16 protein-coding genes are annotated in these 16392 nt (G+C 62.0%); all 16 read right to left on the bottom strand.

Annotation, left to right across the window (positions count from 1 at the left end):
- Window positions 1–226 precede the first annotated feature (226 nt).
- The gene (locus tag ACW9IB_RS19020; protein WP_457366051.1) at window positions 227–619 is read right to left on the bottom strand and encodes a DUF2802 domain-containing protein; all 393 of its coding nucleotides are present in this window, start codon (window positions 617–619) and stop codon (window positions 227–229) included.
- The gene (locus ACW9IB_RS19015; RefSeq protein WP_105694886.1) at window positions 620–1102 is read right to left on the bottom strand and encodes a chemotaxis protein CheW; all 483 of its coding nucleotides are present in this window, start codon (window positions 1100–1102) and stop codon (window positions 620–622) included.
- Window positions 1103–1187: 85 nt separating this feature from the next.
- Window positions 1188–1991, bottom strand: coding sequence for a CheW domain-containing protein (locus tag ACW9IB_RS19010; RefSeq protein ID WP_457414890.1), 804 nt, complete (start codon window positions 1989–1991; stop codon window positions 1188–1190).
- Window positions 1991–2779: a ParA family protein gene (locus ACW9IB_RS19005; RefSeq protein ID WP_457366053.1), complete on the bottom strand. Its 789-nt coding sequence runs from the start codon at window positions 2777–2779 to the stop codon at window positions 1991–1993. The genes ACW9IB_RS19010 and ACW9IB_RS19005 overlap by 1 nt, the downstream gene beginning before the upstream one ends.
- Before the next feature lie 51 nt (window positions 2780–2830).
- Entirely contained in the window at window positions 2831–3718 is an 888-nt protein-coding gene (gene motD, locus ACW9IB_RS19000; protein WP_457366054.1) for a flagellar motor protein MotD, read from the bottom strand.
- 15 nt (window positions 3719–3733) lie between these two features.
- Window positions 3734–4474 (bottom strand): flagellar motor protein, encoded by a 741-nt coding sequence (locus tag ACW9IB_RS18995; RefSeq protein ID WP_025855889.1) that lies wholly within the window; start codon window positions 4472–4474, stop codon window positions 3734–3736.
- Window positions 4474–5610: a protein-glutamate methylesterase/protein-glutamine glutaminase gene (locus ACW9IB_RS18990; protein ID WP_457414888.1), complete on the bottom strand. Its 1137-nt coding sequence runs from the start codon at window positions 5608–5610 to the stop codon at window positions 4474–4476. The genes ACW9IB_RS18995 and ACW9IB_RS18990 overlap by 1 nt, the downstream gene beginning before the upstream one ends.
- A gap of 48 nt (window positions 5611–5658) precedes the next feature.
- Window positions 5659–7854 carry a chemotaxis protein CheA gene (locus ACW9IB_RS18985; protein WP_457414887.1) on the bottom strand — a complete coding sequence of 732 codons (2196 nt, stop codon included), beginning with the start codon at window positions 7852–7854 and terminating at the stop codon, window positions 5659–5661.
- 276 nt (window positions 7855–8130) lie between these two features.
- Complete coding sequence (locus tag ACW9IB_RS18980) at window positions 8131–8919, bottom strand: protein phosphatase CheZ (protein WP_457366057.1); 789 nt, start codon at window positions 8917–8919, stop codon at window positions 8131–8133.
- 18 nt (window positions 8920–8937) lie between these two features.
- Window positions 8938–9312, bottom strand: a complete 375-nt coding sequence (locus tag ACW9IB_RS18975) for a chemotaxis response regulator CheY (protein WP_457366058.1) — start codon at window positions 9310–9312, stop codon at window positions 8938–8940.
- 170 nt (window positions 9313–9482) lie between these two features.
- The gene (fliA, locus tag ACW9IB_RS18970; protein WP_135292003.1) at window positions 9483–10223 is read right to left on the bottom strand and encodes an RNA polymerase sigma factor FliA; all 741 of its coding nucleotides are present in this window, start codon (window positions 10221–10223) and stop codon (window positions 9483–9485) included.
- Window positions 10220–11053 carry a flagellar synthesis regulator FleN gene (fleN, locus tag ACW9IB_RS18965; protein WP_003192912.1) on the bottom strand — a complete coding sequence of 278 codons (834 nt, stop codon included), beginning with the start codon at window positions 11051–11053 and terminating at the stop codon, window positions 10220–10222. Before fleN ends, fliA begins: the two co-directional genes overlap by 4 nt.
- Before the next feature lie 104 nt (window positions 11054–11157).
- A complete protein-coding gene (gene flhF / locus ACW9IB_RS18960) occupies window positions 11158–12474 on the bottom strand; it encodes a flagellar biosynthesis protein FlhF (RefSeq protein ID WP_457414885.1) in 1317 nt (438 codons plus the stop codon).
- Window positions 12475–12486: 12 nt separating this feature from the next.
- Window positions 12487–14601 carry a flagellar biosynthesis protein FlhA gene (gene flhA, locus ACW9IB_RS18955; protein ID WP_457366122.1) on the bottom strand — a complete coding sequence of 705 codons (2115 nt, stop codon included), beginning with the start codon at window positions 14599–14601 and terminating at the stop codon, window positions 12487–12489.
- 292 nt (window positions 14602–14893) lie between these two features.
- Window positions 14894–15094 (bottom strand): cold-shock protein, encoded by a 201-nt coding sequence (locus ACW9IB_RS18950; protein WP_457414884.1) that lies wholly within the window; start codon window positions 15092–15094, stop codon window positions 14894–14896.
- A gap of 160 nt (window positions 15095–15254) precedes the next feature.
- Window positions 15255–16391 carry a flagellar biosynthesis protein FlhB gene (gene flhB, locus ACW9IB_RS18945; RefSeq protein WP_457366061.1) on the bottom strand — a complete coding sequence of 379 codons (1137 nt, stop codon included), beginning with the start codon at window positions 16389–16391 and terminating at the stop codon, window positions 15255–15257.
- Window position 16392 lies beyond the last annotated feature (1 nt).

The following is a 16392-nucleotide window of genomic DNA, read 5'->3' as shown; positions in this document are numbered from 1 at the left end:
TTTGATCTGCTTTTGATCTGCTTTTGATCTGCTTTTGATCTGCTTTTGATCTGCTTTTGATCTGCTTTTGATCTGCTTTTGATCTGCTCTTGATCTGCTTTTGATCTTGATCTTGGGCGCCCCGTCAAACACGCTGGCCGAACGCAGGCTTGAATCCGTGACCCGCTGTAAGAGCGGAACCCCAATTGGCCGTTACCTAAATAACGGATATGTACCCAACACTCGGTCAGCTTTTGTGCAGCTTACTCATCAACTGCGCCTCAGCCTGCGTCAACCCACACGACTGAGTCAGCTCATCCACCGTAGCCCCCATCCCCACCAACTTCGCCGCCTGGGCAAACGACAGACTGGTAGGATCACGCTGCTCCAGCTGTGCCAACTTGTCCGGCAACGGCCCGAGGATCGCACGCAGTTCGTGCACCTCGTCCCCCACCTTCACCGCACTCTGCTGGTAATGATCAACGCGCTTGACCAACTCCAGAATGCGCCGGTCACGCACGGCATCACGCTCGGCCTGTTGCAGGGCCGACTCACGCTGCTGGCGCATGTAACGCAGCACAAATGCCAGTGTCCCGGCCCACAACAGGGCCAGGACAATCACCGCCGCCTCAAAGAACAATCAGATGCTCTCCAGTTCCGACCATTCTTCTTCGCTCATCATCTTGTCCAGCTCAACCAGAATCAGCAGCTCGCCGTTCTTGTTGCAGACGCCCTGAATGAACTTGGCCGATTCCTCGTTACCCACGTTCGGTGCGGTTTCCACTTCCGATTGGCGCAGGTAAACCACTTCCGCCACGCTGTCGACCATGATCCCGACCACTTGCTTGTCGGCCTCGATGATGACGATACGGGTGTTGTCGTTGACTTCGGTCGGCACCAGGCCAAAGCGCTGGCGGGTGTCGATGACCGTCACCACGTTGCCGCGCAGGTTGATGATGCCCAGCACGTAGCTCGGCGCTCCCGGTACCGGCGCGATCTCGGTATAGCGCAACACTTCCTGCACGCGCATCACGTTGATGCCGTAGGACTCATTGTCCAGCTTGAAGGTTACCCATTGCAGGATCGGATCATCTGATCCTTGTGCGGACGCTGACTTGTTCATATCTCTGACCCTTCCCCTTCAAATGCCGTTACGTACGGCGTGTGTGCTTCATCGGCCGCACTCGCATGCGGCCCTTATTGTTCAATCAACTGCGTTTGTTGAGCGGCATCGATTTGACGGCGCCGCTGGCGATCAGCTCGGCCAGTTCGGCGACGTCGAGCAAGGCGCACATGTGTTCGATCACGGTACCGGCCAGCCACGGGCGTTGGCCACGGTGGCTGCGCCATTTGATTTCGTTCGGGTCCAGGCGCAATGAGCGGCTGACTTGGTGCACCGCCAACCCCCACTCGTAGCCTTGCACCGAGATCACGTATTGCAGGCCCTGGCGAAAGTCATCGCGGTAGCGGTCGGGCATCACCCAGCGCGCGGTGTCCAGCACCTTGAGGTTGCCGGCCTGGCTGGGCAGGATGCCGAGGAACCATTCCGGCTGTCCGAACAGTGGTGTCAACTCCTGGCCTTCCAGCGAATAGATCGAGCCCAGGCATACCAGCGGCACGGCCAGGGTCAAGCCGGCAACGTCGAACAACAGGCATTCGAACGGCTCGGCGGCCCACGATGGGCGATCGTCACCACTGAGCGGCGGCGGCGGGTTGCTCGGCGGCAGGTGCACTTCGACCACCGGCGCGATCACCACCGGGGCAACCGGCGCTTCGATGACCGGCGCGATCGGTACCACGACGGCGGCGACGGGCGTCACCCGGGCATCACGGGCCTGCTCTTCCAGCACCGCCAGCTGGAACTCATCCAGCGTGCTGTGCGGTTCGGCGGCCGGCTCCAGTACCAGGATCGGCTCGGGCAAGGCTTCTTCGGTCGCATCCTGCAGCAAGGCGTCCAGGTAGGACTCCAGCGCCAGTTGCGGCCGGGTCTTGAGTTCGGTGGGTCGGCTCATCAGGCCACCTGCGCCACAAGCTGCTGGGACAGCAGGTGTTTGAGCAAGGCGCGGTAAGCCTGCACACCCCGGCTTTTGCCGTCGAACTGCGACGGCACCAAGCCTGCGCGGCTGGCGTCACGCAGGCGCGTGTCCACTGGAATGTAGCCTTGCCAGATGGTGTCCGGGTACGCATCGCGCAGCACGCGCAGGGTACCGAGGGAAGCCTGGGTACGGCGGTCGAACAGGGTCGGCACGATGCTGAACGCCAACGGCTGTTTGCGCGAGCGGTTGATCATCGCCAGGGTGCTGACCATGCGTTCCAGGCCCTTGACCGCCAGGTGCTCGGTCTGCACCGGGATCACCAGTTGCTGGCTGGCCGCCAGGGCGTTGACCATCAGCACGCCCAGCAACGGCGGGCTGTCGATGATGGCGTAGTCGAAATCCTGCCACAGCTGCGCCAGCGTCTTGGCGATCACCAGGCCCAGGCCGTTCTGGCCGGGCGACTGGCGCTCCAGGGTCGCCAGGGCGGTACTGGAAGGCAGCAGGGAAATACTGTCATTGCTGGTGGGCAACAGCAGTTGCCCGGGCAAGTCGGCCGGCACGCTGCCCTTGTGCAGAAACAGGTCATAGCAGCTATGTTCCAGCGCATCCGGATCGTAGCCGAAATAGCTGGTCATGGAGCCGTGGGGATCCAGGTCCACCACGACCACACGCTTGCCCGCCTCGGCCAGCAAGCCGGCCAGGGCGATGGAAGAGGTGGTCTTGCCGACTCCACCTTTTTGATTGGCAACTGCCCAGACTCTCATTCGGTTGGTTCCTCCCGGCAGGCACAGGCGCGACCGAGACATGGCATGGGGTTATTGAGCCGGTGACGGAGAATTGACGGTACCCTGACGAACCGGCGGCTTTGCAGCAGGCGGTGCAGTTTGTGTGCCAGCCCGCTTCAACGCCGCATCCGGTGTGGCATTGGCGGTACCGGTGCCGGTCAGGCTGCGACGTACATCCAGGTTGCGCGATACCACCAGCACCACCCGGCGGTTGCGCGCGCGCCCTTCGACCGTGGCATTGTTGGCCACCGGCTGGAACTCGCCATACCCCACCGATGCCAGGCGCTGCGGGTTCACACCCTGCATCGCGAGCATCCGTACGATACTCGCCGCCCGCGCCGACGACAGCTCCCAGTTGGTCGGGTACTGCGCCGTGCTGATCGGGAAATTGTCGGTAAAGCCTTCCACATGAATCGGGTTTTCAAACGGCCGCAGGATCGCCGCAACCTTGTCGATGATGGTGAACGCCTGGTCGCTGGGCATGGCGTCGGCACTGGCGAACAGCAGGCTGGAATTGAGCTCGATCTCCACCCACAACTCATTGCCGCGTACGGTCATCTGGTTGGAACTGATCAGGTCGCCGAACGCCGCACTGATGTCATCGGCGATGCTTTTCAGCGGGTCGCTGCTACCGGCCACGCCGGCAGCGGTTTCATCGCTGTCGTTGACCAGCGGCTTGGCCGGGGTCACGGTCTTGGGCCGTTCCTCACCGATGGGAATCGGCTTGAGGGCGCGGTCTGCGTCGTTGAACACGCCGATCAGCGCCTGGGAAATGACCTTGTACTTGCCTTCGTTGATCGACGAGATCGAGTACATCACCACGAAAAACGCGAACAGCAAGGTGATGAAGTCCGCATAGGACACCAGCCAGCGTTCGTGATTGACGTGCTCTTCAGGCTCGCGGCGGCGACGGCTCACAATTCATCCCTCCCATCAGTCCATGAAGCCCTGAAGCTTCAATTCGATGGAGCGCGGGTTCTCGCCCTCGGCGATCGAGAGGATGCCTTCAAGCAGCATTTCACGGTAACGCGACTGGCGCAGGGCAATCGATTTGAGTTTGCTGGCCACCGGCAGCAATACCAGGTTGGCGCTGGCCACACCGTAGATGGTGGCGACGAAGGCCACGGCGATGCCGCTGCCCAGTTGCGACGGATCCGCCAGGTTGCCCATTACATGGATCAGGCCCATCACCGCACCGATGATGCCGATGGTCGGCGCGTAGCCGCCCATGCTCTCAAACACCTTGGCCGCGTTGATGTCGCGACTTTCCTGGGTGTAGAAATCCACTTCCAGGATGCTGCGGATCGCTTCCGGCTCGGCGCCGTCCACCAGCAATTGCAAGCCTTTGCGTGCGTAGCTGTCAGGTTCGGCATCCGCCACGCCTTCCAGGCCCAGCAGGCCTTCCTTGCGCGCGGTGAGGCTCCAGTTGACCACGCGGTCGATGCCACCCGGCAGGTCGACGCGCGGGGGGAAGATGATCCACACCAGAATCTGCATCGCGCGCTTGAACGAGCTCAATGGCGATTGCAGCAGCGCGGCGCCCACGGTACCGCCGATCACGATCAGCGCCGCCGGGCCGTTGGCCAGCGCACCGAGATGGCCGCCTTCGAGGTAGTTGCCGCCGATGATCGCGACAAACGCCATGATGATGCCGATCAGGCTTAACACATCCATCAGAGACAGGCCTCCACCAGATGCTTGCCGATATCGTCCAGGCTGTAGACCGCATCGGCCAAGTCAGCCTTGACGATGGCCATGGGCATGCCATAGATCACGCAGCTGGCTTCGTCCTGGGCCCAGATGGCGCTGCCGCCCTGCTTGAGCAGGCGCGCGCCTTCACGACCATCGGCCCCCATGCCGGTGAGCACCACCGCCAGAACTTTGTCACCGTAGGACTTGGCCGCAGAACCGAAGGTGATGTCCACGCACGGCTTGTAGTTCAGGCGCTCGTCACCCGGCAGGATTTTCACCGCGCCGCGACCGTCCACCATCATCTGCTTGCCACCCGGCGCCAGCAGCGCCAGGCCCGGACGCAAGATGTCGCCGTCTTCGGCTTCCTTGACGCTGATGCGGCACAGCTTGTCCAGGCGCTCGGCAAAGGCCTTGGTGAACGCGGCGGGCATGTGCTGCACCAGCACGATCGGCGCCGGGAAGTTGGCCGGCAATTGGGTCAGCACCCGTTGCAGGGCTACCGGGCCGCCGGTGGAAGTGCCGATGGCGACCAGCTTGTAGGCCTTGCGCTTGGGCGCGGGCGAATGAGCAGCGGGCGCTGCGGCGCGCACTGGCGCCGGCGCTGGGCGTGCAGCCGGCGCAGGCGCTGGCGCGGGACGACCGAACGATGAGGCCGGTGCAGGGGCCGGTGCCGCAACGGCAGCCGGCGTCGGCGCGGGCGTACTGAACAGGCTGCGACGGTTGCTGCGGGAAATGCTGTGTACTTTCTCGCACAGCAGTTGCTTGACCTTCTCGGGATTGCGCGAGATGTCTTCGAAATTCTTCGGCAGGAAGTCCACCGCACCGGCGTCCAGCGCATCGAGGGTCACCCGAGCGCCTTCGTGGGTCAGCGAGGAGAACATCAACACCGGAGTCGGGCAGCGCTGCATGATGTGCCGCACCGCCGTGATGCCGTCCATCATCGGCATCTCGTAGTCCATGGTGATCACGTCCGGCTTCAACGCAATGGCTTGATCGATCGCCTCTTTGCCGTTGGTGGCCGTGCCGACCACCTGGATGCTTGGATCGGCGGAAAGAATTTCCGAGACGCGGCGGCGGAAGAAACCCGAATCGTCCACCACCAGGACCTTGACTGCCATAAACACTCCGTTAGGCGGGGCAGGCACTACTGCCCTGCCCCACCAGAATCAAATACGCCGAGCGGCGTAACGCTTGAGCATGCTCGGAACATCGAGAATCAGCGCGATCCGACCGTCACCGGTAATGGTCGCACCCGACATGCCCGGGGTTCCCTGCAGCATTTTGCCCAAAGGCTTGATGACCACCTCTTCCTGGCCCACCAACTGGTCGACGACAAAGCCGATGCGCTGGGTGCCCACGGAGAGAATCACCACATGGCCTTCGCGCTGCTCTTCATGCTTGGCCGATGCCACCAGCCAGCGCTTGAGGTAGAACAGAGGCAATGCCTTGTCGCGCACGATCACCACCTCCTGGCCGTCCACCACGTTGGTGCGCGACAGGTCGAGGTGGAAGATCTCGTTGACGTTGACCAGCGGGAAGGCGAACGCCTGGTTGCCCAGCATCACCATCAGGGTCGGCATGATCGCCAGGGTCAACGGCACCTTGATGACGATCTTCGAGCCCTGGCCCTTGGTCGAGTAAATGTTGATCGAGCCGTTGAGCTGGCTGATCTTGGTCTTCACCACGTCCATGCCCACGCCACGGCCGGACACGTCGGAAATCTCGGTCTTGGTCGAGAAGCCCGGAGCGAAGATCAGGTTGTAGCACTCGGTGTCGGTAAGACGGTCGGCGGCATCCTTGTCCATCACACCACGCTTGACCGCGATGTTACGCAGGATGGTCGGGTCCATGCCCTTGCCGTCATCGGTGATCGACAACAGGATATGGTCGCCCTCTTGCTCGGCCGCCAATACCACTTTGCCGTTGCGGGACTTGCCGGCGGCTTCGCGTTCTTCCGGGGTTTCGACACCGTGGTCGACCGCGTTGCGCACCAAGTGGACCAGCGGGTCGGCCAGGGCCTCGACAAGGTTTTTGTCGAGGTCGGTTTCTTCACCCACCAGTTCCAGGTTGATTTCTTTCTTGAGCTGGCGCGCCAGGTCGCGAACCAGGCGCGGGAAACGACCGAAGACTTTCTTGATCGGCTGCATCCGCGTCTTCATCACCGCGGTTTGCAGGTCGGCGGTGACCACGTCGAGGTTCGACACGGCTTTTTGCATCGCCTCATCGGCGCTGCTCAGGCCCAGGCGCACCAGGCGGTTACGCACCAGCACCAGTTCGCCGACCATGTTCATGATGTCGTCCAGTCGCGCGGTATCGACCCGCACGGTGGTTTCGGCTTCGCTGACCGGTTTTTCGGCCACCGGTGCCGGCGCGGCGCGGGCTGGAGCCGCTGCTGCGGCAGGGGCCGGTGCGGGCTTGGCCGCTGGCGCAGCGGCTTTGGCCGCCACCGGTGCCGCCGTCGCCACGGCGGCGGCCGGAGCGACTTCAGAGAACTTGCCCTTGCCGTGCAGCTCATCCAGCAGGGACTCGAACTCCTGATCACTGATCAGGCCATCGTCCGCAGGCGCTGCCGGCGCAGCAGCCGGTGCCGCCGCCGTGGCAGCGACCGCCGGCAGTGCATCGGCCGCAAAGGTGCCTTTGCCGTGCAACTGGTCCAGCAAGGCTTCGAATTCGTCGTCGGTAATGTCGGTGCTCGCCGTGGCGGCAGGCGCCGGCGGTTCCACCGCAGCCGGTGCCACTGCATCGGCGGCGAATTGGCCTTTGCCGTGCAATTGATCAAGCAGGGATTCGAACTCGGCGTCGGTGATATCTTCGCTGGCGGGCGCAGCCACCGGCGCCGCCGGCGCTTCAGCTTCGGCCTTGACCGCACTGAGGGAGTTGAGCAGTTGTTCGAACTCGCTGTCGGTCACATCCGGCTCAGGCGCGGCCACAGGCTCGGGCGCCGCTTCAGCCACCGGCGCCGCCGACGGATCGGCCGGTTCGGCGTAGCGCGCCAGGGCGGCCAGCAGTTCCGGGGTGGCGGGAGTAATCGGCGCGCGTTCGCGCACTTGGCCGAACATGCCATTGACGGCGTCCAGCGCTTCGAGAATTACGTCCATCAATTCCGAGTCGACGTGACGCTCACCCTTGCGCAGGATGTCGAACACGTTCTCGGCGATGTGGCAGCACTCCACCAGCTCATGGAGCTGGAGGAAGCCGGCGCCCCCTTTTACAGTGTGAAAACCGCGAAAAATTGCATTGAGCAGGTTCGCATCATCCGGTCGGCTTTCCAGCTCGACCAGTTGCTCGGACAACTGCTCCAAAATTTCGCCGGCCTCTACCAGGAAATCCTGAAGGATCTCTTCATCGGCGCCGAAGCTCATGTGGGTGCTCCTTTAGGTCCTGATAGCGGCAAATGACGGATCGCGTTGGAGCTGTGAGCGGGCCAGGCAAGGCGCGGAACGCGGGCAAGGGTTGTTTCCTTGCCAAGTTCCGCAACGCAGCATGGCGCGCTCACAGCTCCAACCCGGAGGGCCGGGCCCCGCAAGGCGCAAGCCGTCGTTATTCGTCGTTCATTTGGAAAAACCAAACCTCTCTCCTCATGCCTAGCCTTGCGCCTTGCGGGGCCCGGCGCGACCGTCATTTGCCGCTATCAGGACCTAAAAGCCTAAACTGGATAACAGGTCATCGACATCATCCTGACCCGATACAACGTCTTCACGTTTATCGGCATGAATCTGCGGACCTTCACCCTTGGCGAGATGTTTTTGTGGATCTTTTTCCGAGAGGATCGCTGCGCGGTCATGTTCGATCCCCGCGAAACGGTCGACCTGGCCGGCCATGAGCACCAATTTGAGCAAGTTGCTTTCCACTTCGGTGACCAGTTGGGTCACGCGCTTGATCACCTGACCGGTGAGGTCCTGGTAATCCTGGGCCAGCAGAATGTCATTGAGGTTGCTGGAAACCGTACGGTTTTCCTGCTCGCTGCGTGACAGGAACGCTTCAATCCGACGGGCCAACTCGCGGAACTCTTCCGCCCCGACTTCGCGGCGCATGAAGCGGCCCCAGTCAGCGCTGAGGGCCTGGGCTTCGCTGGCCATGCCGCTGACCAGGGGCGTGGCGTTTTCCACCAGGTCCATGGTGCGATTGGCCGCCGCCTCGGTCAGCCTGACCACATAGGACAGGCGCTCGGTGGCATCGGTAATCTGCGAAATCTCTTCAGCCTGGGGCATGTGCGGGTCAATGTGGAAATTGACGATCGCACTGTGCAGCTCGCGCGTGAGCTTGCCCACTTCCTGGTACAGGCCACGGTCACGGGTCTGGTTGAGCTCATGGATCAACTGCACCGCATCGCCGAACTGACCTTTTTCAAGGCTCTCGACCAACTGGTGAGCATGTTTTTTCAGGGTCGACTCGAAGTCTCCCTGTGACGTTTCGTTATGCTCCATAGCTCCCCCGTGGCAGCATCAGTTACCGATGCGTTCGAAGATTTTTTCGATCTTCTCTTTCAGCGCCAATGCGGTGAATGGTTTGACCACGTAACCGTTTACCCCGGCCTGGGCGGCTTCGATGATCTGTTCACGCTTGGCTTCGGCGGTCACCATCAGCACGGGAAGGCTGCGCAGTTTTTCGTCGGCGCGCACGTGGCGCAGCAGATCGATGCCGGTCATGCCTGGCATGTTCCAGTCGGTTACCAGAAAGTCGATGCTCCCGCTGTTGAGGATCGGAATCGCCGTAATGCCGTCATCCGCCTCGACCGTGTTTGTGAACCCCAGGTCACGCAACAGGTTTTTTATGATCCGCCGCATCGTTGAAAAGTCATCAACGATGAGGATTTTCATGTTCTTGTCCAATTCGACCTCCAAGCAGTCTTAAACGCGCCCAGCACCTGGACGCGCCATTTCAATCAACAGGCATTACACAAAAAGGACTGCCGGTGGCACCACGGGTCGGTTCCGCAAAGGTCAACGCCCCTCACGGCCTCGTCTGCAGTGCTCCCCAACACTGCCTGTCAGCGCGCTCGCCACTCTCCCAGACGCCCCCGCAAACGGGCGGCGCACTGGCTATGCAACTGGCTGACCCGCGATTCGCTGACCCCCAGGACCTCACCGATTTCCTTGAGGTTCAGCTCTTCGTCGTAGTACAGCGCCAACACCAGCCGCTCACGCTCCGGCAAATTGGCAATCGCGTCCGCCAGCGCGCCCTGGAAGCGTTCGTCTTCAAGGTCGCGCGACGGCTCAAGATGAGCACTCGCGCCGTCCTCGTGCAGCCCTTCGTGTTCGCCGTCCTGCAACAGGTCGTCGAAACTGAACAGGCGGCTGCCCAAGGTATCGTTCAAAATCCCGTAGTAATCGTCGAGACTCAATTGGAGTTCGGCAGCAACTTCATGATCTTTAGCGTCACGGCCGGTTTTTGCTTCAATTGCGCGAATTGCATCACTGACCATGCGCGTATTGCGGTGCACCGAACGCGGCGCCCAATCGCCCTTGCGCACTTCATCGAGCATCGCGCCACGGATGCGAATACCCGCATAGGTCTCGAAACTCGCACCCTTGCTCGCGTCGTATTTGGTCGACACTTCGAGCAGGCCGATCATGCCCGCCTGGATCAGGTCTTCGACCTGGACGCTGGCAGGCAGGCGCGCCAGCAAGTGGTAGGCGATACGCTTGACCAGCGGCGCATAGCGCTCGATCAACTCGCCTTGGCTGTCACGGGCAGACTTCTTGTACGCGTTGTAGCCAGTCGCTGTCATAGCACGGGTCCTGCGCTCGTCTGATGCACCAATCGCTCGACGAAAAACTCCAGATGCCCGCGCGGGTTGGCAGGCAACGGCCAGGTATCGACCTTCTGGGCAATCGCCTTGAACGCCAGCGCGCACTTGGAGCGGGGAAACGCTTCGTAGACTGCACGCTGCTTCTGCACAGCCTTGCGCACACACTCGTCGTAGGGCACAGCGCCGACGTATTGTAGGGCGACATCGAGAAAGCGGTCCGTGACCTTGGTCAATTTGGCGAACAGGTTGCGACCTTCCTGCGGGCTCTGGGCCATGTTGGCGAGCACACGGAAGCGGTTCATGCCGTAGTCACGGTTGAGCAGTTTGATCAGGGCGTAGGCGTCGGTGATCGAAGTGGGCTCATCGCACACCACCAGCAACACTTCCTGGGCGGCGCGCACGAAGCTGACCACGGACTCGCCGATCCCGGCAGCGGTGTCGATCACCAGCACATCCAGGTTGTCACCGATATCGCTGAACGCCTGGATCAGGCCGGCATGCTGCGCCGGACTCAGGTGCACCATGCTCTGGGTGCCGGAGGCCGCCGGCACGATACGAATGCCGCCTGGGCCCTGGAGCAGCACATCGCGCAGCTCGCAGCGCCCTTCGATCACATCGGCAAGGGTGTGTTTGGGCGTCAGTCCCAGCAGAACGTCGACGTTCGCCAGCCCCAGGTCAGCGTCCAGCAGCATGACGCGACGGCCAAGCTCTGCCAGCGCCAGGGACAAATTCACTGACACGTTAGTTTTCCCGACGCCACCTTTGCCGCCGGTCACCGCGATCACCTGTACGGGATGCATGCTGCCCATTTTATTTCTTTACCTTGTCTTGCTTAGACGCAGGCTACATGGCTTGGCCGCGTGAATCGCTTGCAGACCATCGATGTAGATACATTGCACTGTGTTCATAGTGCTCAGCCCACCCGTTTGGCCGGGCTGTGGTACAGATCAGCGAACATGTCGGCCATCGCTTCCTCGCTAGGCTCATCTTGCATTTGTACGCTGACGGCACGGCTGACCAACTGATGACGGCGCGGCAGATGCAGATCATCCGGGATCCGCGGCCCGTCGGTCAGGTAGGCGACCGGTAGTTCATGGCTGATGGCCAGGCTCAACACCTCGCCCAGGCTCGCGGTTTCATCGAGCTTGGTGAGGATGCAACCGGCCAGGCCGCAACGCTTGTAGCTGTGATAAGCAGCGGTAAGTACCTGTTTTTGACTGGTGGTTGCAAGCACCAGGTAATTTTTCGACTTGATGCCACGCCCGGCCAGGCTTTCCAGTTGCATGCGCAATGCCGGATCGCTGGCTTGCAGGCCGGCGGTGTCGATCAGCACCACGCGCTTGCGCAGCAGCGGGTCGAGGGCATTGGCCAGGGACTGGCCCGGGTCGACATGGGTCACCGGCACATTGAGAATGCGCCCCAGGGTCTTGAGCTGTTCCTGCGCACCGATACGGTAGCTGTCCATGCTCACCAGCGCGATATTCTGCGCGCCGTACTTGAGCACATAACGGGCGGCCAGCTTGGCCAGGGTGGTGGTCTTGCCCATGCCGGCCGGGCCGACCATGGCGATCACGCCGCCCTCTTCGAGGGGTTCGATTTCCGGGGTGACGATCATCCGCGCCAGATGGGCCAGCAGCATGCGCCAGGCCTGGCGGGGCTCTTCGATTTCGGTGGTCAGCGCCAGCAGGTCGCGGGACAACGGGCCGGACAAGCCGATGCGTTGCAGGCGGCGCCACAGGTTGGCCTGTTGCGGTTTGCTGCCTTGCAATTGGGTCCAGGCCAGCGAGCCCAGTTGCACTTCCAGCAGCTCGCGCAGGCCGTTGAGTTCAAAGCGCATCGAGTCGAACACACGCGGGTCCACCGTCGGCGCGGGGGCAGGCGCGGCGGGACGCGGCGGCTCTTTGAAAGTCGGTTCCACCAGCGGCTCGGCAGCAGTCAGCGGCAGGCCGGCGAACAGCTGGCGATTGGTGGTCGCGTCGCTGTCGCCACGCATGCTCAACTCGGCCTGGGCCGAAACGATGCGCGAAGCGGTCTTGCGCAACTCGTCTTCGAGTTCCATGTTCGGCACACGCGGCGCCAGGGCCTGGGGGGTGTAATCCAGGGCAGCCGTCAGCTCCACACCGCCGGCAATACGACGGTTACCGATGATCGCGGCATCAGCGCCCAGCTCATCACGCACCAGTTTCATGGCCTGGCGCATATCGGCGGCGAAAAAACGCTTAACTTGCATAACCCACTACCCTCAGCCGTTGGGCCCTACTGTCGCGACGATAGTCACTTGCTTGTTGTCAGGAATTTCCTGATAAGCCAAAACGTGCAAATTCGGTACTGCCAGACGCCCAAACCGCGACAACATCGCCCGGACGGGGCCCGCCACCAGCAGAATCACCGGTTGGCCCTGCATTTCCTGGCGTTGCGCGGCGTCGATCAACGAACGCTGCAGCTTCTCGGCCATGCTTGGCTCCAGCAGAACGCCCTCTTCCTGGCCTTGTCCTGCCTTCTGGATACTATTGAGCAATATTTGTTCCAACCTGGGTTCCAGGGTGATCACAGGCAGCTCGGAGTCAAGCCCTACAATGCTTTGCACGATTGCGCGGGACAAGCCGACACGCACCGCCGCCACCAGAGCGGCAGTATCTTGACTCTTGGCGGCATTGTTGGCGATGGCCTCAGCAATGCTGCGAATGTCGCGTACCGGCACCTGTTCGGCCAGCAAGGCTTGCAGCACCTTGAGCAACTGCGACAGCGTGAGCACGCCCGGCACCAGCTCTTCGGCGAGTTTTGGCGAGGCTTTGCCGAGCAAGCCCATCAATTGCTGGACTTCCTCGTGGCCGATCAGCTCGTGGGAGTGCTTGTAGAGAATCTGGTTGAGGTGCGTGGCCACCACGGTACTGGCGTCCACCACGGTGTAACCCAGGGACTGCGCCTGGCTGCGCTGGCTGATTTCGATCCAGACCGCGTCCAGGCCAAAAGCCGGATCTTTGGCGGTAATGCCGTTCAGGCTGCCGAACACCTGGCCCGGGTTGATCGCCAGCTCGCGGTCCGGGTAGATCTCGGCTTCGGCCAGGATCACCCCCATCAGGGTCAGGCGATAGGCGCTGGGGGCCAGGTCGAGGTTGTCGCGAATGTGCACGGTGGGCATCAGGAAGCCCAGGTCCTGCGACAATTTCTTGCGCACCCCCTTGATCCTCGCGAGCAATTGGCCGCCCTGGTTGCGGTCCACCAGCGGAATCAGGCGATAGCCCACTTCCAGACCGATCATGTCGATCGGGGTTACGTCGTCCCAGCCCAACTCCTTGGTTTCCTGGGCGCGGGCCGGCGACGGCAGCAGTTCCTGCTGGCGCGCAACCTCTTGCATGGCCTTGACCTTGATCGCGTGCTGCTTCTTCCAGAACAGGTAAGCGGCGCCGCCGGCCAACGCGGCCATGGTGAGGAACGATACGTGGGGCATGCCCGGCACGATGCCCATGATTGCCATGATGCCGGCGGCGACGGCCAGCGCCTTGGGCGATGCGAACATCTGCCGGCTGATCTGCTTGCCCATGTCTTCGGAGCCCGAAGCACGGGTCACCATGATCGCCGCCGCTGTCGATAACAACAGTGATGGCAATTGCGCCACTAAACCGTCACCGATGGTCAGCAAGGCGTACACCTTGCCCGCATCGCCGAAGGTCATGCCGTGCTGGAAGATACCGACCGCCATGCCGCCGATCAGGTTGATGAACAGAATCAACAGACCGGCAATGGCGTCACCGCGCACGAATTTGCTGGCACCGTCCATGGAACCGTAGAACTCGGCTTCCTGGGCCACTTCCGCGCGACGGGCCTTGGCCTGGTTCTGGTCGATAAGGCCAGCGTTGAGGTCGGCGTCGATTGCCATCTGCTTGCCGGGCATCGCATCGAGGGTAAACCGCGCGCTCACCTCGGAGATCCGCCCGGCACCCTTGGTCACCACGACGAAGTTGATGATCATCAGGATGGCGAACACCACGATACCGACCACGTAGTTGCCGCCGATCACCACCTCACCGAAGGCCTGGATCACCTTGCCGGCGGCGGCGTGGCCGTCCTGGCCGTGGAGCATGACCACGCGGGTGGACGCCACGTTCAGCGCCAGACGCAGCAGGGTCGCCACCAGAAGGATCGTGGGGAATACCGCAAAGTCCAGCGGCCGCAGGGCGTACACACACACCAGCAGCACCACGACAGACAGGGCAATGTTGAACGTGAAGAATACGTCCAGCAGGAACGGCGGCATCGGCAACATCATCATTGCCAGCATGACCAGCAACAACAGCGGCACACCCAGATTGCCCCGCGAGAGGTCAGTCAGGGTGCCACGGGCCGTGCTGAGCATTTGAGAACGTTCCACCGGTATTCCTCGTGTCCTTGAAGCAAACTTTTGACGCCGAGAGGCGTCCTGGAGGCGCTATTGCAAGAAGCCTTCCAACTTTTGCTCTTCAGATCGGAACCCCTTGTTTCCGGGGCGGCACAGCTGACAACGAGGCTGCCTGACCCACCGCCTTCGTAGCCTCGCCGGGGCTCGACAACTCCCACAGGGGATTGGCAGTGGCTGGAAGAACGCTGCCACCAGGGACATCGCGCCGCTTGTGGGAGCTTTGCCTGCGAAGACGGCGACACAGCCGCCGCTAGATAAGCGTGATGTTGACCGCAAACACACCCTCGCGGCGGTTGATTCTCCCCAGTCGCACTCGCAGGCCCTTTCTGAGCCAGATCCCGCGCGAGCTGATGAGATCCACTTGCACGCAGTCTTCCCCATTATCCAGTGCAATCCAGCCCTTGCCGGTTGCCCGGCAATAACAGCTGACCGTGCCCGTCACAACTTCCATCCAGCATTCCCCTGCATCTTTTAACCACTTCTGCGCAGTCCATAGCGCCATGGAATCGCGGGCGGGCAATGCTGGCTACTGTCAAAGTTGACAGGTCTCAGGGACTTTCGGATAAATGGCACGGTGTCAATTTGACAGCGCGCAAAGGCGTCAAAAATCCTCAGGAATCGCGGCGCAGGTCAGGCGGGATCGGCAGGTCTTTGAGCGGATCCGGGCGCTTGCCCTTGCCTGCACGGTATTGGCGGATCTGATAGACATATGCCAGCACCTGGGCCACGGCCAGGTACAGACCGGCGGGGATTTCCTGGTCCAGGTCGGTGGAGTAGTAGATCGACCGCGCCAGCGCCGGCGACTCCAGCAGCAGGATGTCGTTGGCCACGGCGATTTCGCGGATTTTCAGCGCGGTGAAGTCGGCGCCCTTGGCCAGCAGCATCGGCGCCCCACCCTTTTCCGGGTCGTACTTGAGGGCCACGGCGTAGTGGGTCGGGTTGGTGATGACCACATCGGCGTCGGGCACCGAGGCCATCATCTTGCGCTGGGACATTTCTCGCTGGAGCTGGCGAATGCGCTGCTTGACCTCGGGGCGACCTTCCTGGTCCTTGTGTTCGTCGCGCACTTCCTGCTTGGTCATCAGCAGTTTCTTGTGGCTTTCCCATAGCTGGATCGGTGCATCCACCGCCGCGATGATGATCAGCCCGGCCGCCATCCACAGCGAGCTCCAGCCCACCAGCTGCACGCTGTGAATGATCGCCGACTCCAGCGGCTCATGGGCGATGCGCAACAGGTCGTCGATGTCCGACGACAACACCATCAGCGCCACGAACAGCACCAGGATGAACTTGGCCAGCGCCTTGAGCAGCTCCACCAGCGCCTTGGCGGAAAACATCCGCTTGAGCCCCGCCCCCGGGTTCAGGCGGCTGAATTTGGGCGCCATGCTGCCGGCTGCGAACAACCAGCCGCCAAGGGACACCGGTCCGATCAGGGCGGCCAGCAACAGGGGAATCAGGATCGGTTGCACCGCCAGAATGGCGATCTTGCCCGAGTGCATCAGGTACTGGCCCATGGTGCCCGGGTTGAGCAGCACGTCACGGGGCAAGGCGAAGTTGTGCTTCATCAGCTCCATCAGGTCCAGCGCGAGGCCGCCACCGTAAATCAGCAAGGCACCGGCACCGGCCAGCATCACCGCAACGGTATTGAGCTCTTTGGAACGCGCGATCTCGCCCTTTTCCCTGGAGTCCTTTTTGCGTTTCTCCGTGGGGTCTTCTGTTTTGTCCTGACCACTCTCGCTCTCGGCCATG

Source organism: Pseudomonas sp. SDO524_S393 (assembly GCF_054071875.1).
This window is presented reverse-complemented; position numbering and strand designations above follow the sequence as displayed.

What these genes read in the sequence shown, in the direction of transcription:
- ACW9IB_RS18995 (WP_025855889.1), bottom strand. Translation starts at nt 4,474, where the DNA reads ATGGATGTGTTAAGCCTGATCGGCATCATCATGGCGTTTGTCGCGATC.
- fliA (WP_135292003.1), bottom strand. Translation starts at nt 10,223, where the DNA reads ATGACAGCGACTGGCTACAACGCGTACAAGAAGTCTGCCCGTGACAGC.
- ACW9IB_RS18980 (WP_457366057.1), bottom strand. Translation starts at nt 8,919, where the DNA reads ATGGAGCATAACGAAACGTCACAGGGAGACTTCGAGTCGACCCTGAAA.
- ACW9IB_RS19015 (WP_105694886.1), bottom strand. Translation starts at nt 1,102, where the DNA reads ATGAACAAGTCAGCGTCCGCACAAGGATCAGATGATCCGATCCTGCAA.
- ACW9IB_RS18985 (WP_457414887.1), bottom strand. Translation starts at nt 7,854, where the DNA reads ATGAGCTTCGGCGCCGATGAAGAGATCCTTCAGGATTTCCTGGTAGAG.
- ACW9IB_RS18950 (WP_457414884.1), bottom strand. Translation starts at nt 15,094, where the DNA reads ATGGAAGTTGTGACGGGCACGGTCAGCTGTTATTGCCGGGCAACCGGC.
- flhA (WP_457366122.1), bottom strand. Translation starts at nt 14,601, where the DNA reads ATGCTCAGCACGGCCCGTGGCACCCTGACTGACCTCTCGCGGGGCAAT.
- flhB (WP_457366061.1), bottom strand. Translation starts at nt 16,391, where the DNA reads ATGGCCGAGAGCGAGAGTGGTCAGGACAAAACAGAAGACCCCACGGAG.
- fleN (WP_003192912.1), bottom strand. Translation starts at nt 11,053, where the DNA reads ATGGGCAGCATGCATCCCGTACAGGTGATCGCGGTGACCGGCGGCAAA.
- flhF (WP_457414885.1), bottom strand. Translation starts at nt 12,474, where the DNA reads ATGCAAGTTAAGCGTTTTTTCGCCGCCGATATGCGCCAGGCCATGAAA.
- ACW9IB_RS19010 (WP_457414890.1), bottom strand. Translation starts at nt 1,991, where the DNA reads ATGAGCCGACCCACCGAACTCAAGACCCGGCCGCAACTGGCGCTGGAG.
- ACW9IB_RS19005 (WP_457366053.1), bottom strand. Translation starts at nt 2,779, where the DNA reads ATGAGAGTCTGGGCAGTTGCCAATCAAAAAGGTGGAGTCGGCAAGACC.
- ACW9IB_RS18975 (WP_457366058.1), bottom strand. Translation starts at nt 9,312, where the DNA reads ATGAAAATCCTCATCGTTGATGACTTTTCAACGATGCGGCGGATCATA.
- ACW9IB_RS18990 (WP_457414888.1), bottom strand. Translation starts at nt 5,610, where the DNA reads ATGGCAGTCAAGGTCCTGGTGGTGGACGATTCGGGTTTCTTCCGCCGC.